The 25,416-nt window shown below is 61.5% G+C and carries 25 protein-coding genes; 16 read left to right on the top strand and 9 right to left on the bottom strand.

What is annotated here, in order from left to right; all coding sequences use genetic code 11:
- Nucleotides 1-56: 56 nt before the first annotated feature.
- The 4 genes from T424_RS0107185 to thrC all read right to left on the bottom strand — a co-directional run bounded on the left by T424_RS0107185 (nucleotide 57) and on the right by thrC (nucleotide 6,525).
- A complete protein-coding gene (locus T424_RS0107185) occupies nucleotides 57-2,921 on the bottom strand; it encodes an EAL domain-containing protein (RefSeq protein ID WP_051558864.1) in 2,865 nt (954 codons plus the stop codon).
- 47 nt (nucleotides 2,922-2,968) lie between these two features.
- Nucleotides 2,969-3,583 (bottom strand): GNAT family N-acetyltransferase, encoded by a 615-nt coding sequence (locus T424_RS20360; protein ID WP_037066983.1) that lies wholly within the window; start codon nucleotides 3,581-3,583, stop codon nucleotides 2,969-2,971.
- Between the two features lie 173 nt (nucleotides 3,584-3,756).
- A complete protein-coding gene (locus T424_RS0107175; RefSeq protein WP_027487135.1) occupies nucleotides 3,757-5,055 on the bottom strand; it encodes a M16 family metallopeptidase in 1,299 nt (432 codons plus the stop codon).
- Between the two features lie 63 nt (nucleotides 5,056-5,118).
- Nucleotides 5,119-6,525 (bottom strand): threonine synthase, encoded by a 1,407-nt coding sequence (gene thrC / locus T424_RS0107170; RefSeq protein ID WP_210164380.1) that lies wholly within the window; start codon nucleotides 6,523-6,525, stop codon nucleotides 5,119-5,121.
- A gap of 212 nt (nucleotides 6,526-6,737) precedes the next feature.
- Between thrC and T424_RS0107165 the strand changes: the two genes are divergently transcribed.
- Both T424_RS0107165 and T424_RS21715 read left to right on the top strand, forming a co-directional pair.
- Nucleotides 6,738-7,310, top strand: a complete 573-nt coding sequence (locus T424_RS0107165; protein WP_037066910.1) for a hypothetical protein — start codon at nucleotides 6,738-6,740, stop codon at nucleotides 7,308-7,310.
- Nucleotides 7,311-7,337: 27 nt separating this feature from the next.
- Entirely contained in the window at nucleotides 7,338-8,282 is a 945-nt protein-coding gene (locus T424_RS21715) for a diacylglycerol/lipid kinase family protein (RefSeq protein ID WP_051558838.1), read from the top strand.
- Between the two features lie 169 nt (nucleotides 8,283-8,451).
- Here the strand turns inward: T424_RS21715 and T424_RS0107155 are convergent, their stop codons facing one another.
- Complete coding sequence (locus tag T424_RS0107155) at nucleotides 8,452-9,141, bottom strand: HAD family hydrolase (protein ID WP_027487132.1); 690 nt, start codon at nucleotides 9,139-9,141, stop codon at nucleotides 8,452-8,454.
- A gap of 194 nt (nucleotides 9,142-9,335) precedes the next feature.
- On the opposite strand from T424_RS0107155, the gene T424_RS0107150 reads away from it, so the two are divergent.
- The 8 genes from T424_RS0107150 to T424_RS0107115 all read left to right on the top strand — a co-directional run bounded on the left by T424_RS0107150 (nucleotide 9,336) and on the right by T424_RS0107115 (nucleotide 15,245).
- Nucleotides 9,336-10,001: a GntR family transcriptional regulator gene (locus T424_RS0107150; RefSeq protein WP_027487131.1), complete on the top strand. Its 666-nt coding sequence runs from the start codon at nucleotides 9,336-9,338 to the stop codon at nucleotides 9,999-10,001.
- A 123-nt stretch (nucleotides 10,002-10,124) separates the two neighbouring features.
- Nucleotides 10,125-10,709, top strand: coding sequence for a biotin transporter BioY (locus tag T424_RS0107145; protein ID WP_027487130.1), 585 nt, complete (start codon nucleotides 10,125-10,127; stop codon nucleotides 10,707-10,709).
- 45 nt (nucleotides 10,710-10,754) lie between these two features.
- Nucleotides 10,755-11,144 (top strand): DUF1284 domain-containing protein, encoded by a 390-nt coding sequence (locus T424_RS0107140; RefSeq protein WP_330217726.1) that lies wholly within the window; start codon nucleotides 10,755-10,757, stop codon nucleotides 11,142-11,144.
- A gap of 151 nt (nucleotides 11,145-11,295) precedes the next feature.
- Nucleotides 11,296-12,426 (top strand): site-specific DNA-methyltransferase, encoded by a 1,131-nt coding sequence (locus T424_RS0107135; RefSeq protein ID WP_027487128.1) that lies wholly within the window; start codon nucleotides 11,296-11,298, stop codon nucleotides 12,424-12,426.
- A gap of 146 nt (nucleotides 12,427-12,572) precedes the next feature.
- Nucleotides 12,573-12,698: a hypothetical protein gene (locus T424_RS23150; RefSeq protein ID WP_269076425.1), complete on the top strand. Its 126-nt coding sequence runs from the start codon at nucleotides 12,573-12,575 to the stop codon at nucleotides 12,696-12,698.
- A complete protein-coding gene (locus T424_RS0107125) occupies nucleotides 12,695-13,450 on the top strand; it encodes a metal ABC transporter ATP-binding protein (protein WP_027487127.1) in 756 nt (251 codons plus the stop codon). Before T424_RS23150 ends, T424_RS0107125 begins: the two co-directional genes overlap by 4 nt.
- Nucleotides 13,447-14,319, top strand: coding sequence for a metal ABC transporter permease (locus T424_RS0107120; protein WP_027487126.1), 873 nt, complete (start codon nucleotides 13,447-13,449; stop codon nucleotides 14,317-14,319). Before T424_RS0107125 ends, T424_RS0107120 begins: the two co-directional genes overlap by 4 nt.
- Before the next feature lie 26 nt (nucleotides 14,320-14,345).
- Nucleotides 14,346-15,245 carry a metal ABC transporter substrate-binding protein gene (locus tag T424_RS0107115; RefSeq protein ID WP_027487125.1) on the top strand — a complete coding sequence of 300 codons (900 nt, stop codon included), beginning with the start codon at nucleotides 14,346-14,348 and terminating at the stop codon, nucleotides 15,243-15,245.
- 111 nt (nucleotides 15,246-15,356) lie between these two features.
- On the opposite strand, the gene T424_RS0107110 is transcribed toward T424_RS0107115, so the two are convergent.
- On the bottom strand, nucleotides 15,357-16,850 hold the full coding sequence (locus tag T424_RS0107110; protein ID WP_154664829.1) for a hypothetical protein: 1,494 nt from the start codon (nucleotides 16,848-16,850) through the stop codon (nucleotides 15,357-15,359).
- 314 nt (nucleotides 16,851-17,164) lie between these two features.
- On the opposite strand from T424_RS0107110, the gene T424_RS0107105 reads away from it, so the two are divergent.
- Complete coding sequence (locus tag T424_RS0107105) at nucleotides 17,165-17,770, top strand: pyridoxamine 5'-phosphate oxidase family protein (protein WP_037066907.1); 606 nt, start codon at nucleotides 17,165-17,167, stop codon at nucleotides 17,768-17,770.
- 3 nt (nucleotides 17,771-17,773) lie between these two features.
- On the opposite strand, the gene T424_RS0107100 is transcribed toward T424_RS0107105, so the two are convergent.
- Genes T424_RS0107100 through mutY form a run of 3 tightly spaced genes read right to left on the bottom strand, consistent with a single transcriptional unit; the run spans nucleotide 17,774 to nucleotide 19,772 of the window.
- The gene (locus tag T424_RS0107100; RefSeq protein WP_027487122.1) at nucleotides 17,774-18,058 is read right to left on the bottom strand and encodes a putative quinol monooxygenase; all 285 of its coding nucleotides are present in this window, start codon (nucleotides 18,056-18,058) and stop codon (nucleotides 17,774-17,776) included.
- Complete coding sequence (locus T424_RS0107095) at nucleotides 18,058-18,666, bottom strand: HAD family hydrolase (RefSeq protein WP_027487121.1); 609 nt, start codon at nucleotides 18,664-18,666, stop codon at nucleotides 18,058-18,060. Before T424_RS0107095 ends, T424_RS0107100 begins: the two co-directional genes overlap by 1 nt.
- Before the next feature lie 5 nt (nucleotides 18,667-18,671).
- Nucleotides 18,672-19,772, bottom strand: coding sequence for an A/G-specific adenine glycosylase (gene mutY / locus T424_RS0107090; RefSeq protein WP_027487120.1), 1,101 nt, complete (start codon nucleotides 19,770-19,772; stop codon nucleotides 18,672-18,674).
- An 84-nt stretch (nucleotides 19,773-19,856) separates the two neighbouring features.
- On the opposite strand from mutY, the gene T424_RS0107085 reads away from it, so the two are divergent.
- From T424_RS0107085 to T424_RS0107065, 5 genes are all read left to right on the top strand, one after another.
- A complete protein-coding gene (locus tag T424_RS0107085; RefSeq protein WP_027487119.1) occupies nucleotides 19,857-20,354 on the top strand; it encodes a DUF721 domain-containing protein in 498 nt (165 codons plus the stop codon).
- Nucleotides 20,355-20,480: 126 nt separating this feature from the next.
- Nucleotides 20,481-21,161, top strand: coding sequence for a DsbA family protein (locus T424_RS0107080; RefSeq protein ID WP_027487118.1), 681 nt, complete (start codon nucleotides 20,481-20,483; stop codon nucleotides 21,159-21,161).
- A gap of 72 nt (nucleotides 21,162-21,233) precedes the next feature.
- Nucleotides 21,234-24,692, top strand: coding sequence for a chromosome segregation SMC family protein (locus tag T424_RS0107075; protein ID WP_027487117.1), 3,459 nt, complete (start codon nucleotides 21,234-21,236; stop codon nucleotides 24,690-24,692).
- Nucleotides 24,692-25,093 carry an Ivy family c-type lysozyme inhibitor gene (locus tag T424_RS0107070; protein ID WP_027487116.1) on the top strand — a complete coding sequence of 134 codons (402 nt, stop codon included), beginning with the start codon at nucleotides 24,692-24,694 and terminating at the stop codon, nucleotides 25,091-25,093. The genes T424_RS0107075 and T424_RS0107070 overlap by 1 nt, the downstream gene beginning before the upstream one ends.
- Nucleotides 25,094-25,167: 74 nt before the next feature.
- On the top strand, nucleotides 25,168-25,416 hold a 249-nt coding region (locus tag T424_RS0107065; protein ID WP_027487115.1), incomplete at its 3' end, for an IS5 family transposase.

Genomic DNA, 25,416 nt, shown 5'->3' with positions numbered 1-25,416 from the left:
GCTTGCCTGTTGCCACCTCCGCCGGTCTTGTCAATCGGAAGTGAGTGTCTGCATCGTCAGGCGCGGCGGGCTCGCTGCATCTGGTCCTTGAGAAGGCGTAGCGCACTTTCGGCGCCGAGGGGGGCGCCGTAAAGGTAGCTTTGCCCGTAACGGCAACCGAGTGCCTGCAATTCCTCGCCTTCTTCCTCGCTTGCCACACCCTCGGCAACCACGGCCATGCCCATTTCATTGGCCATGGCGATGATGGAGCGCAGCAGAATGGCGCGGCGGCTGTCTTCCCCGGCAAGCAGCGTGCGGTCCAGCTTCAGCGTGTCGAAGGGGAAGCGGGTGAGGTAGGAGAGGGAGGAATAGCCGGAGCCGAAATCGTCCAGCGCCAGACCTATGCCTGCCTCTTTCAGCTTGGTCAGCACCAGCCTTGCCTGCTCCGGATTGGCCACCACGAGGCTTTCGGTCAGTTCCAGTTGCAGCTTGCCGGGAGCGCAGCCAAGCCGCGTCAAAAGCGTGCGAATATCGGTATAGAGCGTATTGTTGATCAATTGCGCGCTCGACAGGTTGACCGACATGAAGACCGGCAGGTCGCCCGCCTGCCTTTCCCACTCCACAAGATCGCTTGCGGCGCGTTCCAGTGCGAACATGCCAAGCGGCGTTATCAGATCGCTTGCCTCGGCAAGCGGAATGAATTCCGCCGGGGGAATATTGCCGCGGCGCGGATGATCCCAGCGCATCAGTGCTTCGAAGCCCGCCAGATCGCCGGTTTCGAGGGCGATGATCGGCTGATAGACCATGGTCATCTCGCCGCGTTCAACCGCGCGGGCAAGATCGGCCTCCAGTTGCAGGCGGTCAGATACCGTACCGCGAAAGGCCGGACGGAAGGGCTCGACCTTGCTGCCGCCGCCACGCTTGGCGCGGTACATGGCCAGTTCCGCATCGGCCAGCAGGCTTGCGGCACTTTCCTGCTGATCCATCCAGGAGACGAGGCCGATGGAGGCGGTGAGATTGATCTCGCGATTGGCGAAATTGATCGGCACCATGATGGCCTTGCTGACGGCATCGGCAAAATCGGCCACCTTGGCCGGGTCGCGCTCGGAAACGAGGATCAGGCCGAACTGATCGCCCGCCAGCCGCGCCAGCGTGTCCTGCGGTTTCAACAGGCGGCGCAGACGGCGCGTCAGGGCGATGAGGATGTTGTCGCCCGCGGAAATGCCAAGCAGATCGTTGACGTGACCATAGCGGTCGATGTCGATAATCATCACCGTCGGGCGCACTGTATCGGTCTGCGGCGTCATGTTGAGCAGCGATTGCAGCCGGTCGAGAAACACCTCCCGATTGGGCAGGCCGGTGAGATTGTCGTTCATCGCATCCTGCAACAGACGCTCGACGGTATTTTTTTCCTCGGTAATGTCGCTGATCGTGCCAATGCAGCGGATGACTTCGCCATTCGAGCCAAGCACAGGCCGCGCCCGGATTTGCAGCCAGTGGAAATGCCCGTCTTCGGCGCGAATGCGGAAATCATGGGAGAGCTTGCCGCGCTTGTGTTCCAGAAGCACGTCCAGCGTGGCGCGGAAACGGTCGCGGTCGTCGGGATGCAGGCGCGGCACCCAGTTTCGCGCCGCCCCATGCAGCGAACCTGCCGCAAGGCCAAGCCTGAGCGACATGTCCGGCGTGGTGATCACGCGGTCACGCGCCACGTCCCAGTCCCACACCGTGTCGCCAGCGCCGGTCAATGCCAGCGACTGGCGCTCGAGATCGGAGAACAGGCCATGATTGAGCGCGCCCCCGGCAAAGGCATGTTGCATGACGGTAAAGCCGATCAGCAGCACGATCAGCACCAGCGCCCCGCCATGGGCCGCCTGAATGATGTCATTGGAGAGCCTGCCCGTCACCGTCATCCAGCCGCCCACCAGCCATACGATGATCAGCGCCCAGGTGGGCACCAGCAGTATGGCCCGGTCATAGCGGTTGAAGCCCAGATAGACGATCAGGACGATGCCCGCGGTTGCCGTCAGCGCGAAGGACAGGCGGGCAATGCCGGCTGCGATGGCCGGATCGTAGATGGCGACGCCGAAGAGAAGGCCGAGGCACAGCATCCACGCAAAGGTGGCATAGCCCAGATGAACGTGCCAGCGATTGAGGTTGAGATAGGTGAACAGGAAGATCACCAGGCTGGAGGCCAGCGCCACCTCCGCAGAGGCGCGCCATATCTGATCATTGCCGGAGGTGATGCTGATGAGCTTGGCCAGAAAACCGAAATCCACGCAGATATAGGCCAGAACCGCCCAGGCGAGGGCTGCGGCCGCAGGCAGCATGGACGTGCCCTTGACCACGAAGAGGATGGTGAGAAACACAGCCAGCAGGCCCGCAATGCCAAGCACGATGCCGCGATAAAGCGTGAAGGCGTTGATGGTGTCCTTGTAGGCGTCGGGCTCCCACAGGTAAAGTTGCGGCAGGTTGGGCGTGGACAGTTCCGCCACGAAGGTGACGACGGCGCCCGGATTGAGTGTGATGGCGAACACATCGGCATCGTTGCTGGGCAGGCGATCCAGCGCAAAGCCTTCGCTGGGGGTGATGGAAATAATGCGCTGCGAGCCGAGGTCGGGCCAGAAAACCCCGGAATTGACCAGGCGGTAATGCGGCGCGACGATCACGCGCTCCAGCTGTTCGTCCGAGACATTGGCCAGCGCGAACACGGCCCAGTCGCCCTGATGCTGGGGGGAGGTGGCGCGAACCTCGATGCGGCGGCGAATGCCGTCTGCGCCTGCGGCGGTGGAAACCTGAAAGGCTTCACCCTGATTGAGATGGATTTCCGTGGTTGCGGTCAGGTCGAGCGCTGTGTCGTCGCGCGAGATTTTCACCGGTTCGGCTGCACGGGCAGGCGAGGCGCCGGATGCGGCAAGCGCTGCCACCATAAGCCCGAAAACCATAAGCACGAGCCGCCCGGCATGGCGGACGGAAAAGGAACGGCCCGCCATCATGAATAGTAGGTTTTCGAGGTGGTGCAGTTATGCGGCGAAAGCAGCGAATAGATCGCGTGGTCGCGCCATTCCCCGTTGATATTCAGATAGCTGCGCAAAAGACCTTCCCGCTCGAAACCGGCCCTTTCCAGAAGCCGAATGCTCTTGTGGTTTTCAGGAATACAGGCCGCCTCGATGCGATGCAACTCGAGTTCCCGGAATATATAGGGTATTGCCATGCCAACTGCGGCAAACATGTGGCCTTGGCCGGCAAAACGCTCGCCCATCCAGTATCCGATCATGCAGGTCTGCGCAACGCCGCGGCGTATCAGGCCGATTGTCAGGCCGCCAAGCAGCGCGTCGTCCTGCCGGCGAAACAGGAAAAAGGGCACCGACAGGCCGCAGGCATGTTCCTGGGAATGGCGCAGGCAACGGGAGCGGAAGGACGCCTCCGTCAATTCGTCGGCCCGCCATAAGGGTTCCCAGGGTTGCAGGAACGCGCGGCTTTCCGAACGCAGCCGGTACCATTGCTGGTAATCACTGGTGCGGGGCAGGCGCAGCATGTGGGTTTCGCTGAAAAGCTGCGGCGTTTCCGGCTGCCGGGACAGAAACCGAAACACTGAGCGTGTCATGCCCACCCCCATCGAAAACCGGGACCGGCCCGGCGTCTTTCTGCACGTCTTCCCGCCAACCTTCCGCCTTTTGTGGAGAGAGCGAAAGGCCTTGGCGTTTGTTTACACATATTTCCGACAAGCCGGAGCGCGCCACTCCCGCAAGGCAGCAAACAGCGCGTGAGCCCCAAGCCTTAGCTTGCCGCCTGAAAAGGATTGCCGTTTCTGGATTGCAGTGCCGACAGGATGTCGTCCATCGGCGCCAGCGTCTCCAGCGGGCCGATGGCCGAAAGCGTCGGCGGCCCTTCGAAGAACAGGCGTCCGGCAAGATCGGTCAGCCGGTCGATGGTGATACTTTCCAGCCGTTCCATGAGTTCGGTGTTGGAAATGGCGCGGCCATAGAGCATGAACTGGCGGGCAATCTGGCCGGCGCGGGCGGCGGGGCTTTCCTGGCCCATCAAAAGCTGTGCGCGGATCTGGGCCCGCGAACGGTCGATTTCCTGCTGTTCGATACGCTCGGAGGCCTTGCGCAGCTCCTCGATGATGACCGGCACGAGTTCCGGCAGGTTTTCGCCGCCTGTTGCGGCATGAATGCCGAAAATGCCGGTATCGGAAAAGCCCCAGTGGAAGGCATAGACCGAATAGCACAGGCCGCGAAATTCCCGCACTTCCTGGAAAAGGCGCGAGGACATGCCGCCGCCGAGAATATTCGCGAGGATCTGCGAGCAGTAGAAATCGCGCATGTGATAGGCGCGGCCTTCGAAACCCAGCAGCAATTGCGTATCCATCAGGTCGCGGCTTTCGCGCACGTCGCCGCCGGTGTAGCGGGCGGGTGCTGCGGCCGGGTTGACGGAAGGGGCGGTGCGCAGGCCCGCAAAGCGTTCTTCGACCTGTTTCACGAAGGCATCGTGATCCACGGCGCCCGCGCCCACCACGAACATGCGGTCGGTGGTATAGTTGCGGGCCAGATAATGACGGATCTGGTCGCTGGAAAAGCTTTCCACCGTTTCCGGCGTGCCGAGAATGGAGCGGCCAAGCGTCTGGCCCTGGAAGGCGGTTTCGGCGAAACGGTCGAACACCACGTCGTCCGGCGTGTCCCAGGCCGCGCCGATTTCTTGCAGGATCACGTGCTTTTCGCGGGCAAGCTCTTCCTCGTCGAAAACCGAATCGGTCAGAATGTCGGCCAGCATGTCCACGGCCAGCGGCACGTTGTCCTTCAGCACGCGGGCATAATAGGAGGTGGTTTCGGTGGATGTGGCGGCATTCAGCTCGCCGCCGACATTCTCGATTTCCTCGGCAATCTGGCGGGCGGAGCGGCGATGCGTGCCCTTGAAGGCCATGTGTTCCAGCAGATGCGCAATGCCATGCTCATCGGCAGTCTCGTCCCTCGCTCCCGATTTCACCCAGACGCCAAGCGCCGCACTTTCGAGGTGAGGCATTTTTTCCGTTACGACCGTCAGGCCCGAAGGCAGCCGGGTGCATTCAACATTCATGGTCTGTCTTTCCACGTTTCAGGCCGGACCTTCCCCACGGGGAGGCCGGTCTGGTCGCGCTTCTCATTTTGCTGCACGCGCGCGGGCGGAAATAAAGGCTTCCACCACGCCAAGATCGGCGGCAAGGCTGTCGAAACGCTCCTCCCTGTCCATCAGGTCAGCAAGCCACGTCGGAAGCGCCGGGTCAATAGCCGAGGCCGATTTTACCGCAGCCGGAAACTTGGCCGGGTGGGCGGTTGCGAGCGTGACCATGGGGCTTTGCGGCCGGGACTGCTTCTGCGCCACGAAGACGCCGCAGGCGGTGTGCGGATCGAGAAGATAGCCGGTTTCGTCCAGCGTGGTGCGGATGGTTCTGGCCACATCCTTTTCCGTGGCGCGCCCGGCGCGGAACACGCGCTTGATGGTTTTCAGCGTTTCCGGCTGAATGTCGAAGGCGCCCGATTGCTTGAGGCTGGCCATCTGGGCGCGGATTTCGCCCGCATCGCGGCCGGATGCTTCAAACAGCAGCCGCTCGAAGTTGGACGAAATCTGGATGTCCATCGAAGGCGAGGTGGTGGCCTTGACGCCGCGCATCTCGTAACGCCCCGTCTTCATGGTGCGGGCGAGAATGTCGTTGTCATTGGTGGCAACCACCAGCCGGTCGATGGGCAGGCCCATTTCACGGGCGACATAGCCTGCGAAAATATCGCCGAAATTACCCGTGGGCACGGTAAAGGAGATTTTCCGGTCCGGTCCGCCCAGCGAAAGGGCAGCGGTGAAATAATAGACCACCTGCGCCATGATGCGCGCCCAGTTGATGGAATTGACGCCCGAAAGGCGAACCTTGTCGCGGAAGGCCGTATGGTTGAACATATCCTTCACGAGGTTCTGGCAATCGTCGAAATTGCCTTCGACCGCCAGCGCATGGACGTTTTCAGCGCCCGATGTGGTCATCTGGCGCTGCTGCACCGGCGAAACCTTGCCCTTGGGGAAGAGAATGAACACATCGACATTGCCAAGGCCGGCAAAGGCATCGATGGCCGCGCCGCCGGTATCGCCGGAGGTCGCCCCGACAATGGTGGCGCGTTCGCCACGGGCCTTCAGCACATGGTCCATCAGCCGTCCCAGCAATTGCATAGCCACGTCCTTGAAGGCCAGCGTGGTGCCGTGGAAAAGCTCCAGCACGAAATCATTGGGGCCAAGCTGCACCAGGGGCGCCACGGCCGGATGGCGGAAGGTGGCATAGGCCTTGTCGATCATGGCCTCCAGCGCCGCGTCCTCGATTTCGCCATCCACGAAAGGCTTGAGAACGGCAAACGCCACCTGTTGATAGCTTTTACCGCGCAGGGCCTTGATCTCGCGCTTGGTCATTTTCGGCCAGGTGGCGGGCAGGTAAAGGCCGCCATCACGGGCAAGCCCGGCCAGAAGCGCATCGCAAAAGCCGAGGGCAGGTGCCTCGCCGCGGGTTGAAATATAATCCATGCCGATCATCCCTGGTCGAAACTGAGAGGGGCCGTTCAAGGCCTTCAGGCGCAGGCGGCAACCGCCTGCATGTAAAATTGCGACAAAGACCGATACACTGATCGATTTTTCGCCGCGCCGCTGATATAGACCAACGCCTGAGGATATGAAAAGGCCACATTTTCGCCTTTCCGTTCCGTGGTTTTGTTTGCAGAAGGTAAAGACCGGTGGTTCCACATGTAATGCGCGGCGCGGCCGCCTTGTCCTTGGTTGCAATTCTTTCGGGCTGCAATACCAGTGGCAGCGGCACGGGAAGCGGCAGCTTTTTCGGGTCTTCCTCCACGCCGGCCGCCCAGGCGGCGGTTGCGCCCGCGGGCGCCGTGGTGCAGGGCATCTGCCCGCAGGTTGGCCTGCGGGACGGCACGGCCTTCTACCGCACCTATGCCAAGCCCGGCAGCAAGGATCCGCAGGATGTCGTCTATCAGGCCTCGCTTGCCGATACCACGCGCGGCTGCACGCGCTCCGAAACCTCGCTGACCATCAAGGTGCAGGCGCAGGGCCGCATGGTTGCCGGTCCGCAGGGCCGTCCCGGCACGATTTCCACGCCCATCCGCGTCGCCGTCATGGAAGGCGACAAGGTGATCTATTCCGAACTGACGCCTTTCAGCGTCACGCTTGCCTCGGTGGATCAGCCCGCCCAGTTCCTTTTCTCCAAGGATGTGACCGTTCCCGGCGACATCAGCGCCACGGCCATGGTCTATGTCGGCTTTGATGAAGGTCCGGCCAAGCCCACGGGCAAGAAGCCGCGCAAGTAAGCGGCCGACGCTTCGGGAGACGGGCAGGTGGCGCTTGTCGTTGTGAAAAACCCGGTGGCAGGCGGCGGACGGTCCGCCGCCCTGTGGAATGCCTGCCGTGGCAGGATCGGGGAACTGTTTCCCGATCATCGCATTGTGGAAACCCTGCCGGGGCAAATGGCGGAGCAGGTGCGCACCGCCGTCGAGGCGGATGGGGATCGGGTTCTGGTTCTGGGCGGCGATGGCACGATCGGGGCCGCCGCCCACGGCATACTCTGTTCGTCCCGTCCGCATACACCCCTGTCTTTCCTGGCTTGCGGCACGGGCTGCGACTTTGCCCGCAACTACCAATGGCCCGGCGCGCCCGAGGAATGCCTGGAGGCGCTGGCAAGCGCCACACCCGGTCTTGTCGATGTCATTCGGCTGGAGGTTTGGCGCGAGGGGCAATGGTGGCTGCTTACCCACGCGCTCAACATTGCCAGCGTCGGCGTTTCCGGCGCGATCATTGCCCGCATGGCCGGACGCGGCAGTCTGATCGACCGTCTGCCGCCCACCTTGCGGTATCGCCTGCACTGCATTTTCGGAATTGTCGCCTATCGCTCGCGCCGGGTGGAAATCCGGGTGGATGGATCGGTTCTGGCCGACGGTCCCATTCTGGTGGCCACGGTCTGCAATGGCGGCTGGTTCGGCTCGGGCCTGCATGTCCATCCGCAAACCCGGCCCGATGACGGGCTGCTGGATGTGGTGGCGGCCGGTTGCGGCGGCGTGGCGGGCAATCTTGCCATGTTTGCCGCCTTCGATCGTGGCACGCATCTTGTCCACCCGCGCGTGGCCTATGGGCGCGGGACGGTGGTGGAGATTGCGCCTGCCGCTGACCGCCAGAACGAACATGCCTTTCTGGAGGCCGATGGAGAGCCCTATCGGGGCGACAGGCTGAGATTGACCGTGTTGCCGGGCGCGCTGACCGTCGCGCTGCCGCCGCTCATGTCCTGAACCGCTTTCTACAGCGCCGTGCGTTTTATCAAACGCACAAAGGACGCTGTAACACTTTAAATCTTCTGCATAATTTTCACCTTAAAGCGATTCCGATTTAAGGAATTATGCAGTAACGCCAGGCATTTTCGGAGCGGAAACGGGCTTCCGCTCTTCCCGGTGCGGGTGTCTATATCGCACCTTGCCATTCGGCCATGGCCGCGGCCACGGCGGGCAGGTCCATCATGCGGGAAATCACGGTTTCAGCGCCCGCATCGGTCAGGCGGTCGGCGTGCGAGGGGTAGGTGTGCGAGGCGCCGGTGAAGCCGATGACCCGCATTCCCGCAGCCCGCGCTGCCGCAACGCCATGCACGCTGTCTTCCACCACCAAGCAGTGTTGCGGCTGAACCCCGAACTGAGCCGCGCCATGCAGATAGATGTCGGGCTTCGGCTTGACGCGATCGGCGCCCAGATCCTTGGCGGAATAGACATGCGGACCGAAGACCTCGCGCAGGCCGACCTTGCGCAGCATCATGTCCAGCCGGGCGGAGGAGGAATTGGAGCAGATGCAACGCGGACCCGTCAGCCGCGAAAGGGCATAGACCACGCCTTCGATGATCTTGACCTCGCGCTCCAGCCTTGCGTCGAGCAGCTTTTCGGATTTGTCGATGAGGCTGGCGGAGAGGGGAATGTCCACTTCCTTCTCGATGGAAAGAAGAATGTTCTTCCAGGTCATGCCCGCGAAACGTTCGCCCATTTCCTCCACCGAAATGGGATAGCCCGCCTCGGTCAGAAGTTTCGATTCGACCTTGGCGGCGATGATTTCGGAATCGACGAGAACGCCGTCGCAATCGAAGAGGATGAGGTCGAATCCGGCCATGATACAGTCCCTTGTGAGCATTGCCTTGAGAAAAGCTGAAAACCGGCTTTCCCGCCGAAACGCGGGAAAAAAGCGGCGCGCGCCTTCTTGCGGGATGCCTGACTACAGGAAGTTCACCTTGCGAACAATCGCCTGCGCCGCAACCCTGCCATTCCCCTATCGACAGCGTTCCGATCTCGGCCTAATCAGCCAGTATGAGCAAGAGGGAAGACACAATCGCCGCCCGCCTTGCCCGCACCCTTGCCGAGCGCATCGTGCGCGGCGAGATGGCGCCGGGCGTCCGGCTGGCGCAGGATCATATCGCCGAGGAATTCGGCGTCAGCCAGGCCTCCGTGCGCGATGCCTTCCGGCGGCTTGAGGCGCAGGGGCTGGTGGTCAGCCTGCCGCGCCGGGGCGTGCGGGTGGCAAGCTTCGATATACGTCAGGTGCACGAAGTGGCGGAAATGCGCGCCGCGCTGGAGGTGCTGGCCCTCAAGCACGCCGCGCCCTTTCTGACGCCCGCCCTGCTGGACGAGGCGCAGGCCGCCGCCGCCGCCTGCGATGCGGCAGACAATGTCGAGGACTGGGAGGCGGCGAACCGCCGTTTCCACCGGCTGATTGTTTCCACCTGCGACATGCCGCGCCTGCTGGCGGCCATCGACGATCTCCACGCCGTCAGCGCCCGCTTTTTGCTGGCGGGCTGGCAAAGCACCTGGGAACGGCGCACCGACCACGATCACCGCGCCATCCTTGAGGCGCTTCGGCGCGGCGATGCCGCCAATGCCTGCCTCGTGCTGGAAAAGCACGTGCAACTGATTGGCCGGGCCCCAGGCACGCTCCCGGCGCAGACTGCGGCATCCCGGTTCGCGATCGTCGGATAATTATCGATAAAAAATTGTATTACGTGGTTTTCCTGGCTTCTAGTGCGATCAAGCCTCTTGAACGAAAAAATATTATCGATAGTTTTCGTGTTGGGATTATTTTATCGATAGAAAGGCTTCCCGATGTCTTCCACTCCTTCCACGCCCCTTTCCGGCCGGTTCGATCCGCTTTCCTTGTCCGGTCGTCCGGCAGTGGTGAAAATGGGACTGCTGGTGCTTGGCACATTGGTTCTGGCGGCGGCGTCGCGCATTTCCGTGCCCATGTTGCCGGTGCCGATCACCATGCAGACCTTTGCCCTGACGATGATCGGTGTGCTTTATGGCTGGCGGCTGGCGCTTGCCACCGTGCTGGCATGGCTGGGTCAGGCGGCTCTCGGCCTGCCGGTGCTGGCCAATGGCGCAGGCGGCGTTGCGCCGTTTTTCGGCCCGACGGCGGGTTATCTGGCGTCCTTCCCCGTCATCGTGGTGCTGGTGGGCTTTCTGGCGCAGCAGGGCTGGACCGGACGGCGCGTGGTTTCCAGCTTTATTGCGCATTTTTCCGCCAATCTCCTGTGCCTGCTGATTGGCTGGGCATGGCTGGCGGGAATTATGGGCGCAGAAAAGGCGTTTTTCGCCGGTGTCGCGCCGTTCATGGTTGGGGCGGTTCTGAAATCGGCACTGGCCGCCGCGCTGCTTTACGCCATGGCCTCCCGTGGCAAGACGAGATAAGCTGCGGCTGTGACGGTAAGACTTCGCGCGCATCATCTCCTGTGCATGTTGACCTTTGTGGGCGAGGGCTACAGCCCCGCCTTCATTGCCAATTACCGCCGTATTGCCGAACGGCTGACGCAGGGCGAGGAAATCGAAATGATCGAGGGGCCGGACGATTTGTGCCGGCCGCTTTGCCATGATCCGCAAACCCATTGCTTTCGCGAAAGCGTGCGTGGGCGCGATGCCGCCGCCGCCAAGGCCGTATCGGCGCTGATCGGACGGCCGGTGGATGCGGGGATGCGTTTTTTGCCCGATGCCGCCATGATCGCCCGCCTGCGGCAGGCCTTTGCCAAAGGTTCCATAAGGGCGGCCTGCCGGGACTGCGAATGGACTTCGCTCTGTGACGCCATTGCCGCCAAGGGGTATGACGGCGCCCTGGTGCATGGCGCGTGAACGCACCGCTTGCCGCCAATGCTGCGGCAAGCCTGTCCCTGCATGGGACGATGCTCATAATTTATTACGCCCATTCAGCATTTAGTAACCAAGATCAGTAACCATGTTGCTGTTCAACAGTGCTGCGTCAGCGTAATCAGTGAGTACCATCATGGCTTCCGTTTTTCCGCTTGCCGACCTTCGTCGTTCCAATACTCCTCGCGCCTGGCTGAATTCCATCATCAAGGGCGATTGCGTTGCGGCTCTCGAAGCTTTGCCGGACAAATCGGTGGACATGATCTTCGCCGACCCGCCCTACAATCTTCAACTCGGTGGGGTGCTCCACAGGCCGGATCAGTCGTTAGTAGACGCCGTGGACGATGAATGGGACCAGTTCGCCTCCTTCGAGGTGTACGATGCCTTCACACGCGCCTGGCTGCTTGCCTGCCGGCGCGTGTTGAAGCCCACGGGCACCATCTGGGTCATCGGCTCCTATCACAATATCTTCCGCGTCGGCGCCACGCTTCAGGATCTCAATTTCTGGATCCTCAACGACATCGTCTGGCGCAAGACCAACCCCATGCCGAATTTCAAGGGCCGCCGCTTCCAGAACGCCCATGAAACCATGATCTGGGCCTCGCCCGATCCCAAGGGCAAGGGCTATACCTTCAATTACGATGCGCTGAAGGCCGCCAATGACGATGTGCAGATGCGCTCCGACTGGCTGTTTCCCATCTGCTCGGGGGGCGAGCGGCTGAAGGGCGATGACGGCAAGAAAATCCATCCGACCCAGAAGCCGGAAGCCCTGCTGGCGCGCTGCATTCTCTCCGCCAGCAAGCCGGGCGACGTGATCCTCGATCCCTTCTTCGGCTCCGGCACCACGGGGGCCGTGGCCAAGCGGCTCGGACGCAATTTCGTCGGCATCGAGCGTGAGCAGGATTATATCGATGCCGCCTCTGCCCGCATTGCCGCCGTGCAGCCGCTGGGCAGCAACGAACTGACCGTTATGACCGGCAAGAAGGCAGAGCCCCGCGTGGCCTTCACCACGCTTCTGGAGGCGGGCCTGTTGAAGCCCGGCCAGGTGCTGATCTCCGAAAAGCGCCGCCACACCGCCATCATCCGCGCCGATGGCACGCTGGTTTCCGGCGACGAGAGCGGCTCCATCCACCGCGTCGGCGCCCGCGTTCAGGGGCTGGATGCCTGCAATGGCTGGACCTTCTGGCATTACGAGGAACGCGGCAGGCTGAAGCCCATCGATGCCCTGCGCACGGTCATCCGCGCCGAGATGGTGAAGCTGGGGTAAGACCACGATCCTGATGGCCTGAAATTTCAAAGGCGGACGTCCCTGACGTTCGCCTTTTTCGTGTTGAATGCCGTCTGCGCCTTGATCTTGCCACAGTTCGAGATGTTATGACATTACAGGTAATGTTATTACATAAGGAATACCCGATGCAGGAGCCGGAACCATTGATTTCAAGCCTTCTGGCGCGATCCGCGCTGGTCAGGCTGCTGTTTTCCTTCGGCCTCATTGGTTTGACCTGGCTTGCCATTCAATGGGCGGTGGCGCTGCCATGAGCGATCCTCTCATCCGTTTCAGCAATCTCACCATTGCCTATGATCGCCACCCGGCGGTGCATCATGTATCCGGCGTGATCGGCCAGGGCAGCATGACGGCGATTGCCGGGCCGAATGGCGCGGGCAAATCCACGCTGCTCAAGGCGATCATGGGTGAGGTGCGGGCGGCAGAGGGCCGGGTGGAGCACCGGTTGTCGCGGGCCGATTTCGGCTATCTGCCGCAGGCTGCCGAGATCAACCGCCGCTTTCCCGTCAGCGTTTTCGATACGGTGCTGATGGGCGCCTGGCCGCGCAGCGGGGCCTTTCGCGGTGTCTCGCGGCAGGACATGCACAAAGCCCGCCTTGCCTTGCAAACCGTGGGGCTGGAAGGGTTCGAAAAGCGCAGCATCGGCACGCTTTCGGCCGGCCAGTTCCAGCGCGTGTTGTTTGCCCGGCTTCTGTTGCAGGATGCCAAGGTCATTCTTCTCGACGAGCCCTTTACCGCCATCGATGCCCGCACCACCCGCGACCTGCTGGAGCTGGTGCATGGCTGGCATGGCGATGGCCGCACCATCATTGCCGTGCTGCATGATTTCGATCAGGTGCGGGCGCATTTTCCGCAAACCCTGCTTCTGGCCCGCGAACTGATAGACTGGGGCAATACGGCAGAAGCGCTTTCGGCTAAAAATCTGATGAAAGCCCGCGCTATGGCCGAAGCCTGGGACGAGCAGGCGGGAATTTGCACGCCCGACGGCAAGAGGCCCGCAGCATGAGCGCTTATGAGCTTTTCGTCGCCCCCTTCATGGATTACGGCTTCATGCGCCGCGCCCTGGTGGCCGCCCTTTGCCTCAGTCTCGGTTCCGGTCCCATCGGCGTGTTTCTGATGCTGCGGCGCATGAGCCTTGTGGGCGATGCCATGAGCCATGCCGTGCTGCCGGGGGCGGCCATCGGCTATCTGGTGGCGGGCTCGCTGTCGCTGACGGCCATGGGCATTGGCGGGCTTGTGGCCGGGCTTTCGGTGGCGCTGCTGTCCGGCCTGGTTTCCCGCTCCACGCTGTTGCAGGAGGATGCAAGCTTTGCCAGCTTTTATCTTGCCTCGCTGGCGCTGGGGGTGCTGATCGTTTCGCTGCGCGGTTCAAATATCGATCTTCTGCATGTGCTGTTCGGCACCATTCTGGCCATCGATACGCCGGCCCTTTATCAGATCGGCGCCATTTCCTCGTTTTCGCTGATTGCCGTGGCGCTGATCTACCGGCCTCTGGTGGCGGAGTGCCTGGATCCCGGTTTCTTGCGCGCGGTGGGCGGCAAGGGGCCGCTCTACCACTTCTTCTTCCTGTTTCTGGTCGTGCTCAATCTGGTGGCCAGCTTCCAGGCGCTCGGCACGCTGATGGCCGTTGGCCTGATGATGCTGCCCGCCGCCATAGCCCAGCTTTGGGCGCGCAGCCTGCCACGCATGATGGCGGTTGCCGCAGGCGTGGCCGTCGGTTCCAGCTATTTCGGGCTGATCGCTTCCTACCATCTGGAGCTTGCCTCCGGCCCCACCATCATTCTCACGGCAGCGATCGTCTATGTCGTGTCGATCTTTCTCGCGCCTGCCGGTGTGGCCTGGCGTTTTCTACCCCTTCCGCATCTCAAGGGCTGAAGCCCTGTACCTCTGGAGATCCTGCCATGAAGCCCCGTCACCTTCTTCTCTCCGCCGCCCTGCCGCTGGCTCTCGCCCTCGCTGCCGGTCCGGCGTCTGCTGAAACGCTGAAAGTTACCGCGTCGTTCACCGTGCTGGCCGATGTGGTCAAACAGGTCGGCGGCGATCACGTCGAGGTCTCAAGCCTTGTCGGCCCGAACGGCGACCCCCATGAATTCGAGCCGTCTCCGGCCGATGCCAAGAAGCTCAAGGCGGCCAAGGTGGTGTTCGTCTCGGGCGAGGGTCTGGAAGGCTGGATGGACCGCCTGATCTCGGCCTCCGGCTACAAGGACAAGCCCGTCACCGTGTCCGAGGGCATCAAGACCCGCACCATGGAAGAGGATGGCAAGACCATCACCGATCCGCATGTGTGGAACAGTCCGGTCAATGTGAAGATCTGGGTCGCCAATATCGAAAAGGAGCTGTCTGCCGCCGATCCGGCCGATGCCAAGGATTTTCAGGCCAATGCCGAAAAGTATACGAAACTGCTCGACGACCTGAATGCCTATGCCCATTCCAAGTTCGACAAGGTGCCGGCGGAAGAGCGCAAGATCCTGACCAGCCATGACGCCTTCGGCTATTTCGGGCGCGAATATAATGTCAGCTTCCTGTCGCCGGTGGGTATTTCCACCGAAAGCGAAGCCTCTGCCGCCGATGTGGCCCGGCTGATCGAGCAGATCAAGGCGGAAAAGGTGAAGACCTATTTCTTTGAAAACTCCAACGATCCGCGTCTGGTGCGCCAGATCGCCAAGGCCACCGGCGCCAAGGATGGCGGCGAGCTTTACGTCGAATCCCTCTCCGACAAGAAGGGACCGGCCCCGACCTATGAAAAGATGTTCCGCTACAATGTCGAGCAGCTTTCCAAGGCCATGCAGAAATCGAGCTGACAGGTTCCCGCTATCGGCTTGATAGAGGCTGTTGCGCGCCCTCAAGCACGCAACGGCCTTTTTGCGTGTCCGGTTCGCCGTTCACCGGACGCGAAGCAGGTTCTGACAGGGTCACTTTGGCACGAGCGGCTGATTGCTTGTAGAAAACAGGTGGCTGATATTGGTGGGCACCAGCGCCTGCTCCGGTTTCACATTGCCATTGTGGCAGCCGAAGCAGCCATGCTGGAAGGCGTCCGGGATGGAGGCGCCCACCTCCTGGTGATAGGTTTCCATGGTCGCGTTGGCCAGAAGCAGCGAACCGATCTGCTTGCCGGTATCTGTAGGAGAGGTCGGAATGGAGCCGTCCTGCGTCCATACCGAGCCAATCTGGATATAGTTGGAGCGAACATCCGCGCCGCCAGCGGTGGTGGCCAGCATTCCATCGATATTCCTGTTCAATGTCACAAGCTGGGTATTGTTGTTCGCAGAGCTTGCGTCGGGAAGGTTGCCCCACGGGTTGACGCGGTAGGTATTGTTGGGCCGGATGCCATTTGCCGTCAGCGCGATAATGGTGCCATCATCCTCCACCTTCATCTGTGGCTGAAGCGCCCCCTCCCGCCTGCCGTTGGACTGCATGAAGTTCCATTGACCCACCGAATTATAGGGAACCAACTGGTTGAAGGTAATGGGCTGGAACTGCGGCGAGCGCGTGACATAGTAATCATTATCCGGCGCATTGGCGCGGTGTTCAAAGGTGGCCCACACCATTTCCGGGTGGCCCTTGACGCTGCCAACCACATGCATACCCACCAGGGCAATCTTCTTCTTCACCGTTGCAGGCGTGCCGATGGTCCATTCGCGCGCGCCCACCTTGCCCTGATAATTGGGAACGTCGGCGTCGATCGTCACATAGTCTGTCTGCTTGCCCACCACCTTGTCGGCATCGATCCATGAAGCCTTGATTTCCATCGTCATGGCATCGGCGTCGTTCACCTTGACCTGCTGGCCGAGAATATAGGCCTTCAAGCGGTCCAGATCGGCTTGGGTACTGGGAAAGCTCGCATCCTGACCTATGTCGCCATTGATGACGGCTGTGTTGAACCAGGCAAACATGTCATTGGCATGAACCGAGTAATAGACGATCGAGCCGTTGAGCGACATCAAGGTATCTCTGCCCCCGGCCTGACCATCCGGCTGAATGGTCTGGGAAATCGCACTCTTGAGGTGAAACGTGTTCACCTTCGTGCGCAGGGCCTGGACCTTCAGGGTTTTGCTGGCCTTCAAATATCCACTGCTGTCGCCTTGAATGAAGTAGCCGCCATTCGCGCCAAAATTGACATTGTAAAAAGTCGGCGAGGTCAGCACCAAGCCGGAACCAGCGGGCGAGGTCATCCAGAGAAACATCTGGTGGCCCCATTTGTAGAAATCGCACTTGGTGTTGTCGGTGGGAAAGCGCGCACTCGGCGCGAAGGTGACAGCCCCATTACGGCTGATTTCTCCAGAGGAAAACCAGCTCTGGAACTCCGCAGGTCCGATGGAACAGCTTTGCGCGGGAGAATATTGATCTGCCTGTGCCACGGAGGCGAAGAGAAGCGCCGCCCCGGCCGTCATCACTTTCAGAAACATTGTTTTGGCCTCGGTTGAAAGATCATGAAAGAAAATCTGAGATTGCAAAGACAACATCTATCAGGAGTTGTATAATTTGTAATTGAACATATTTGGGTGTATCTTGTGCCGACGGGGGAGGTTTTGGTATTCCCTTTTCGAAGGTCTCTACAGCGCCGTGCGTTTTATCAAACGCACGGCGCTGTAACACATTAAAACTGCTGCATAATTTTCCCCTTAAATCGATTCCGATTTAAGGAATTATGCAGTAGCCGCTGATGCAGTTGAGATATTCGAGCCTGGGTATGACGCGCAGCCACGAAAGGGGTAGGACAATGGTGATTACATCACAGGAAGAGCTGCTGGCGCTTTATGGCGAGGCCAGCGCCACTTCGCTGGCCAAGGAAATCGACCATCTGAATGCCGATTACGCCGCCTTCGTCCGCGCCTCGCCCTTTATCATTCTGGCAACCGTGGGGGCTGAAGGCACCGATTGCTCTCCCAAGGGCGACAGGCCGGGTTTCGTTGAGATGCTGGACGAAAAAACCATCGCCATTCCCGACCGCCCCGGCAACAACCGCATCGACAATCTGAAGAATATCCTCGCCGATGGCCGTGCTTCAGTGCTGTTTCTTGTGCCGGGCGCGGGCGAGACGCTGCGCATCAACGGACGCGCCACCATCACCGCCGATCTCGCCTTGCGTGAACGCTTCGCCGTCGATGGCAAGCTGCCGGTCACGGTGATCCTCATTGCGATCGAGCGGGTCTATTTCCACTGCGCCAAGGCGTTCCTGCGCTCAATGCTCTGGGACCCGTCATCGCAAATCGACCGCGACAGCCTGCCAACCCCAGGCCAGATGCTCAAGCATATCGTCCATGGCTTCGATGGTGAGGCTTACGACCGTGACCTGCCGGCCCGCGCACAGGCGACCTTGTATTGATGCTTAATCTTCCTGCCGAATGACATAATCGCGCGGAATGCCTTCCGTGACCTTGAACCATGCGGATGCCTTTGTCCGGGCCTGATGATGGTCGAAGGCGGCCTGATCGGTGAAGACTTCCGAGACAAGAAAGCGCCCGGCGACATCATTGCTCAGCGTGACGGAAAAGGACAGGCAGCCGGGTTCGGCCCGCGTCAGCTCTATATGAAGGGGCAGGGCGGCGGTGACTGCCGCCAGCCGGTCTTCCGGCACGTCGATATGGCCGTCGAGAAAAATTTTCTTATCCATTACAACACGCCGTAAGCCTGAAGATCACGCTTCAGCTTTTCCGGGTTTTCAAAATGCACCGCCTGCCAGCCGGCAAGCTTTGCGCCCTCAACGTTCGCCACGCTGTCATCGATGAAGATGGCGTGTGCCGGGGAAAGATCAAAATCCCGGGCATGGCGCTCATAGATCGCCACATCCGGCTTGATCAGGCCGATTTCACCGGAGACGGTCACGCCGCGCGGCAGGTTGAGAAAGGGGAAGATGTCGCGGGCCTCGGTAAAGGTGTCGGCGGCGAAATTGGTGAGCATGGTCACGTCGCGGCCTTCCTCGATCAGACCCTTGAAGATCTCTACCGTGCCCTCATAGGCATGTGGCACCATTTCGCGCCAATGTTTCCGGAAGGCGCGGATATGCGCTTCGCGCTCGGGATGCTCCGCAATCAGCAGGGCTTCGGCATCGGCCCAGCTGCGGCCGCGATCCTGTTCGAGGTTCCACTCATGGGTGCAGAGATTGGCAAAGAACCATTGCCGTTCCGCCTCATCGGGAATGATCCGGCTGAAGGGCAGGTTCGGATCGTAATGGATCAGCACCCTGCCAATATCGAAAACGATGTGCCGGATCTCGGCCATGAAGACTACCTCGCAGGTGTGAATGCCTCTGGAATGGCCGCGACAATAGCATTTTTCATCACGGTGGGAAGCGCCTGTTCTTCAAGATTTGCAATGGGTTCCCACCATTCGTGATGGGAATTTGCAAAGCCTTTCACATTTTGCGCGAAGAAGACCGATAGCCGCAGTTCGAAATGGGTGAAGACATGGGTGATCACGCCTTTCGCCTGCCATGGCGCGGCAAAGGGGGCGCTGGCTTCGGTGTCGTCGCCATCGATGCGGGCGGTCCATTCCGTTGTCGGCACCTCCGTCATGCCGCCCAGAAGCCCCTTGTCCGGGCGGCGGCGCAGGAGAATGCGGTTCATGCCGTCCACCGCCACGAAGGCCGCCCCCAGCCGCACCGGCTTTGCCTTTTTCGCGGCCTTGACCGGAAAAAGCTCCGGGTCATGGGCGCTGAGCGCTTCACAGTCATCGCGGAAGGGACAGAGCGAACAGGCGGGCCGTTTCGGGGTGCAGATCGTCGCCCCCAGATCCATCATCGCCTGGGCGAAATCGCCGGGCCGGTCGGCGGGCGTCAGCGCTGCAACCTTTGCTTTCATTTGCGGTTTGGCGCCGGGCAGGGGGTCGGCAATGGCATAAAGGCGGGAAATCACCCGCTCGACATTGCCGTCCATTACCGCCGCCTGCCGGTTGAAGGCAATGGCGGCAACGGCGGCTGCGGTATAATCGCCAATGCCGGGCAGGGCACGCAAACCCTCCTCGCTGTCGGGAAAGACGCCGCCATGCTCTGCCGCCACCGCCTCGGCGCATTTCTTCAGGTTGCGGGCGCGGGCATAATAGCCAAGCCCGGCCCAGGCGGCCATCACCTCTTCATTCGGGGCGCTCGCAAGGTCGCTCACCTTCGGCCAGCGGGCCAGAAACTTCCGGAAATAGGGTTTCACCGCCTGCACGGTGGTTTGCTGCAACATCACTTCCGAAAGCCAGATATGATAGGGATCGGGCCGCACACCCTTTCCGGCCATGGGCGGAGACACTCGCCAGGGCAGATCGCGGTGGTGGCGGTCATACCAGCCAAGAAGCGCGCCTGCGAGGCCGGATTCATCTTTTGGTTGATTTAGCTTTTTCACACGCTATCATTTGCTGTTGCGCTTCAAACGGCGTTATATGTAGGCGAATCACTGCGTCCCGCAAGCATGGAGCTTATCGTCCCGATGGCCGGTAACAGAAAAGGCGCCAGCCGCATTTCGGAACTGGCCAATGGCATTGTCGATCCGGTGATTGCGCGGCGCGCGGGGATTTCCACCGCGCTCCTCAGCTCCTGGGATGATATTGCCGGGGCCGATTTTGCCGATTGCACAAGGCCGGAAAAGATTGCCTGGCCACGGCGTGATTATGCCGGGCAGGATGCGGGCTATCGGCCGGGCGTGCTGACCATTGCCTGCGAAGGGGCGCGCGCGCTTTTTCTCAATCACGCCCAGGGCGAATTGATTGCCCGCATCAACGGCTTTTTCGGCTATCCCGCCATTGGCCAGATCCGCATCGTGCAAAAGCCGGTGTCCAATTCCCATGCCAACCGGCCACGGCTGCGGCGGCTGGATGCGGTGGAGGAAAAACGCCTTGCCCGCATGACGGAAGGCATCGAGAGCGATAATCTGAAGCGCGCCATCGAGCGGCTGGGCCGCGGCGTTCTGGCGCGCAAGAAAAAATGACCGTTTTTTCATTTGATTTCATGTGCCCGCTTCTCACATAAGAGTGACAATCAGCAGGCTGCTCGCCATTGCCTTGGCGTTTTCGCCCGCTATAACGCAAATATCCAACGCTTTCCGGGTGTATCCATGGCAAATTTCGAACTGACCTTGACCAAGCGCCGTCTTCTGGCAGGCATTGCCGCCGCTGCCACGGGTGCGGCGGCCGTCTCCATGGCAGGCCCCGCTTTTGCCGTGGACGTGCCCAAGGCCGAGCGCAGCGTGGATATGGATGCGGTGATGAAACCCGGCCCGCTGCCGGAGCAGGGGCTGGGCAAGCCGGACGCGCCGGTGAAGATTGTCGAATATTTCTCGATGACCTGCCCGCATTGCGCCCATTTCCATGCCACCACCTTCGATGCGATCAAGCAGAAATATATCGATACGGGTAAGGTCTATTTCGTTTTCCGCGAATTCCCCTTCGATCCGGCGGCAACGGCGGCCTTCATGCTGGCGCGTTGCGCGCCTGCCGATCAATATTACCCCTTCATCACCATGTTCCTGAAGCAGCAGGTGGCCTGGGCTGCTCCCTCCAACGGTGATGTGCGCGGCGCCATGCTGCAAATGTCGAAAATGGCCGGTTTCTCACAGGAAAGCTTCCAGGCCTGCTTGACGAACACGAAGCTTGCCGGTGATGTGAATGCAATCCGGGATCGGGGCACCAAGGAATTCGGCGTGAACTCCACCCCCACCTTCATCATCAATGGCAAGGTCTATACGGGAGACATGCCGGTTGACTCCATGTCGGCACTCATCGACAGCCTGCTCTGATCCGGTCTTGCCGATGGCAAAGGGCGACGGCGCAAGCCGTGCGCCCTTTTTTGCGCTTGAAGGCGCCGCATCATGAGGTTCACCAAGCTGCGCGTGGTGGGCTTCAAATCCTTTGTCGAGCCCACGGAATTCATCATTGAAAAGGGCCTGACCGGCGTTGTCGGGCCAAATGGCTGCGGCAAGTCCAACCTTGTCGAGGCGCTGCGCTGGGTGATGGGGGAAAACTCCTACAAGAACATGCGCGCCTCCGGCATGGATGACGTGATCTTTTCCGGCTCCGGCAATCGCCCCGCCCGCAATTCGGCGGAAGTGCAGCTTTTCCTCGATAATTCCGATCGCACCGCGCCCGCAGGCTTCAACGATGCCGATGAAATTCAGGTGTCGCGCCGCATCGAGCGGGAAAACGGCTCGGTCTACCGCATCAATGGCAAGGAAGCCCGCGCCAAGGATGTGCAATTGCTGTTTGCCGATGCCTCCACGGGCGCGCGCTCGCCCTCCATGGTGGGGCAGGGGCGCATCGGCGAGCTTATCCAGGCCAAGCCGCAGGCGCGCCGGCAATTGCTGGAAGAGGCGGCGGGCATTTCCGGCCTGCATTCCCGCCGCCATGAGGCGGAACTGCGGTTGCGCGCCGCCGAAACCAATCTGGAGCGGCTGGAGGATATTGTCGCCCAGCTTGAAAGCCAGATCGAAAGCCTGAAACGGCAGGCCCGGCAGGCCAACCGCTTCAAGATGCTGTCCGCCGACATTCGCGCTCGCGATGCCATGCTGCTGCATATCCGCTGGACGGAAGCCAGACAGGCGGAGGCAGAGGCGGAAACCGCGCTGAACGAAGCCACCTCGCTGGTGGCCGAACGGGCGCAGGCGCAGATGGAAGCGGCAAAACATCAGGCGATAGCCAGCCTGAAACTGCCGGAACTGCGCGAGGAGGAAGCCAGGGCTGCCGCTGCCCTGCAACGCCTGCAAATTGCCCGCAGCCAGTTGGAAGAAGATGCCGGACGCCTGTTCAAGCGCCGCGACGAGCTGATGCGCCGTCTTTCGCAACTTCGCGAGGATATTGCCCGCGAGGAGCGGCTGGTTTCCGACAATGCCGAGGTTCTCGCCCGTCTGGAAGGCGAGGAGAGTGAATTGCAGGCGCTGCTGGCGGAGTCCGGCGAGGAGGCGGAAGAGCTGAAAATCGCCTTCGAGGAGGCGGCGTCAAAGCTTGCCGAGACGGAAAAAGCCTTTGCCGCCGCCACTGCCGAGCGGGCGGAAGCTGCCGCCGGGCGCAACCAGCTGGAACGGGCGCTGCGCGATCTTGCCGACAAGCGCCTGCGGCTGGAACGGCAGGCCGATGAGGCGGGCCGCGAATTGGAAGCCCTCACCGCAAAACTCTCCAGCCTGCCGGACCCGGAAGAGCGGCGCGAAGCCGTGGAGGCGGCCGAATATGCGGTGGAAGAGGCCGAGGCGCAGGCGATCGGCACGGAAGAGGCGCTGAACGAGGCCCGCCGCGCCGAGGCCATGAGCCGTGGCCCGGTGGATGCCGCCCGCACCCGGCTTTCAGCCCTGGAAACCGAGGCAAAGACCATTGCCCGGATGCTGGCTTCCACCACGGCGGGCGAATTTTCCCCTGTTGCGGAAGAGCTGACGGTGGAGCGCGGTTTCGAGACGGCGCTGGGGGCAGCCCTTGGCGATGATCTGGAAAGCCCGCTCAATGACAAGGCCCCCGCCTATTGGTCCATGCCGGGGCCGGGTGATAACGATCCGGCCCTTCCAGGTGGCATCACGCCGCTGATTGCCCATGTTCAGGCGCCTGCTGCCCTTGCCCGCAGGTTGAGGCAGATCGGCGTTACCGATCTTGAGACCGCCCGCCGCCTGCTGCCGCAATTGCAGCCGGGCCAGCGGCTGGTGACGAAGGAAGGCGCGATTATCCGCTGGGACGGCCATATCACCGGGTCGGAAGCGCCGAGTGCGGCAGCCCTTCGCCTTGCCCAGAAAAACCGGCTGGCGGAACTGGAAGGCGAGGCCGATGAAGCCCGCATCGCTCTGGAGGAGGCTGAGGATGCACTCAGCGAGCGGCGCGAGGCGATCAATGCCGCCGAGGCCGCGCTCAACGAGGCGCGCGAGCGCCAGCGCATGGCCGCCCGCAGGCTTTCCGAAGCCCGCGACGCATTGACGGACGCCGAGCGTGCCTCCGGCGATCTTCTTCGCCGCCGCGCCGTGGTGGAGGAGGCGCAGAAGGGCTTGCGCGACCAGATCGAGGAGGCCGAGGCGCTGAGCGAGGAGGCGCGGATTGCCCTTGACGATCAGGCCGATCTGACGGCCCTTGACCAGCGGCTGGAGACGCTTCGCCACGAACAGGCGAACGGTCGGGCTGAGGTCGCCGAAAGCCGCGCCCGCCATGAGGGCTTTGCCCGCGAAAACGATCAGCGCCAGCGGCGCATTCTCGCCATCCGGCAGGAGCGGGAAAGCTGGGCGGCCCGCGCCCGCAGCGCTGACGAGCATATCCATACGCTGAAGGAGCGCGAGGAAGAGGCCCGCGAGGAATTGCTGGAGCTGGAAGCCGCCCCTGACGAATTTGACGAAAAGCGCCGCCTGCTGATGGTGGAGCTGGACAAGGCCGAAAAATCCCGGCGCGATGCGGGAGACCGGCTGGTGGAGGCCGAAACCGTGCAGCGAGAGGCCGATCAGGCCGCCGCCACCGCGCTTTCGGCGCTGGCTGAAAGCCGCGAACGCCGGGGCCGTGCCGAAGAAAGGCTGATTTCGGCCCGCGAACGCCGCAAGGAGGGCGAGGCGCGCATTCTCGAAGCGCTGAACGTAGCCCCGAATGAGGCCCTTCGCCTGACCGGGCTGAAGCCTGAGGATAAGGTGCCGGATCTTCGCGAGGTGGAGCGCGAACTGGACCGGCTGAAAATGGAGCGCGAACGGCTGGGCGCGGTCAATCTGCGTGCCGATGAGGAGCAGAAGGAACTTTCGGAAAAGCTTGGCAACCTCGTCAAGGAACGCGACGACATTATCGATGCCATCAAGAAATTGCGCGGCGCCATCCAGAGCCTGAACCGCGAGGGCCGCGAGCGGCTGGTGGCGGCTTTCGATGTGGTCAATGCGCAGTTCCAGCGGCTGTTTACGCATCTCTTCAACGGCGGCACGGCGGAACTGCAACTGATCGAAAGCGACGATCCGCTGGATGCGGGGCTGGAAATCCTCGCCCGTCCGCCCGGCAAGAAGCCGCAGACCATGACGCTTTTGTCCGGCGGCGAACAGGCGCTTACCGCCATGGCGCTGATCTTTGCCGTCTTCCTCACCAATCCCGCGCCGATCTGCGTGCTGGACGAGGTGGATGCGCCGCTCGACGATCATAATGTCGAGCGCTATTGCAATCTGATGGATGAAATGGCCGCTTCTACGCAAACGCGCTTCGTCATCATCACCCATAATCCCATCACCATGGCGCGCATGAACCGGCTGTTTGGCGTGACCATGGCGGAGCAGGGCGTGTCGCAACTGGTTTCGGTGGATCTGCAAACGGCGGAAGCCCTGCGGGAGGCGGTGTAATGCGTCGGCTTTTTCTGCTTCTTCTGGCGCTTGCGCCTTTGTCGCCAGCCTTTGCCGATGCTCTTTCCGGTAATTTTCTGGCGCAGGTGGTAAAAACCTCCAAGCCGCATCGCGACAGTCTCAATGCGCTGATCCGCGGCAAGCAGGGCATTCCCACCTGGGTGCGCAACATGATCGTGGCGGATAACTACATCACGCTCGCCTCGCAGCAGAAGGATGTGGAGGGCAAGCCCATGCAGCTTTTCCCGGCCTGCCAGTTCAAGCGCTGCGAGGAAAGCGCCATCCGGCTGCTCTATTCCGAAGACGGCAAGCATGTGGTGATGCGCATCGAAGACAGCCTGCTGGGCGTGGTCTTTCTCGGCAATCCGACGGCGGCGGAAAAGATGGCCCTGCAACCGTAGATCTAGGTCGTGTGGACTCTTGGGATTCCCAAGGCTGAGCAAATCAGATTCAATACTGTCTTTTGGAGGCAGTCATGGGCGTATTGGACCGGTTGATCCTTCGGGACGAGCAGTGGGCGCGGATATCGACGCACATCATTGGTGACGAACGGACACGGGGGTCGTCGGGCCGCGACAACCGGATGTTCGTGGAAGCCGTGCTTTGGATCGTGCGCACGGGCTCGCCTTGGCGTGACTTGCCAGAGGTCTTCGGCGAGTGGAATAGCGTCTTCCGGCGCTTCAGCCGCTGGAGCAAAAAGGGCGTCTGGTGGCGTATGTTCGCT

The organism is Allorhizobium undicola ORS 992 = ATCC 700741 (assembly GCF_000621665.1).
GTDB lineage: Bacteria > Pseudomonadota > Alphaproteobacteria > Rhizobiales > Rhizobiaceae > Allorhizobium > Allorhizobium undicola.
This window is presented reverse-complemented; position numbering and strand designations above follow the sequence as displayed.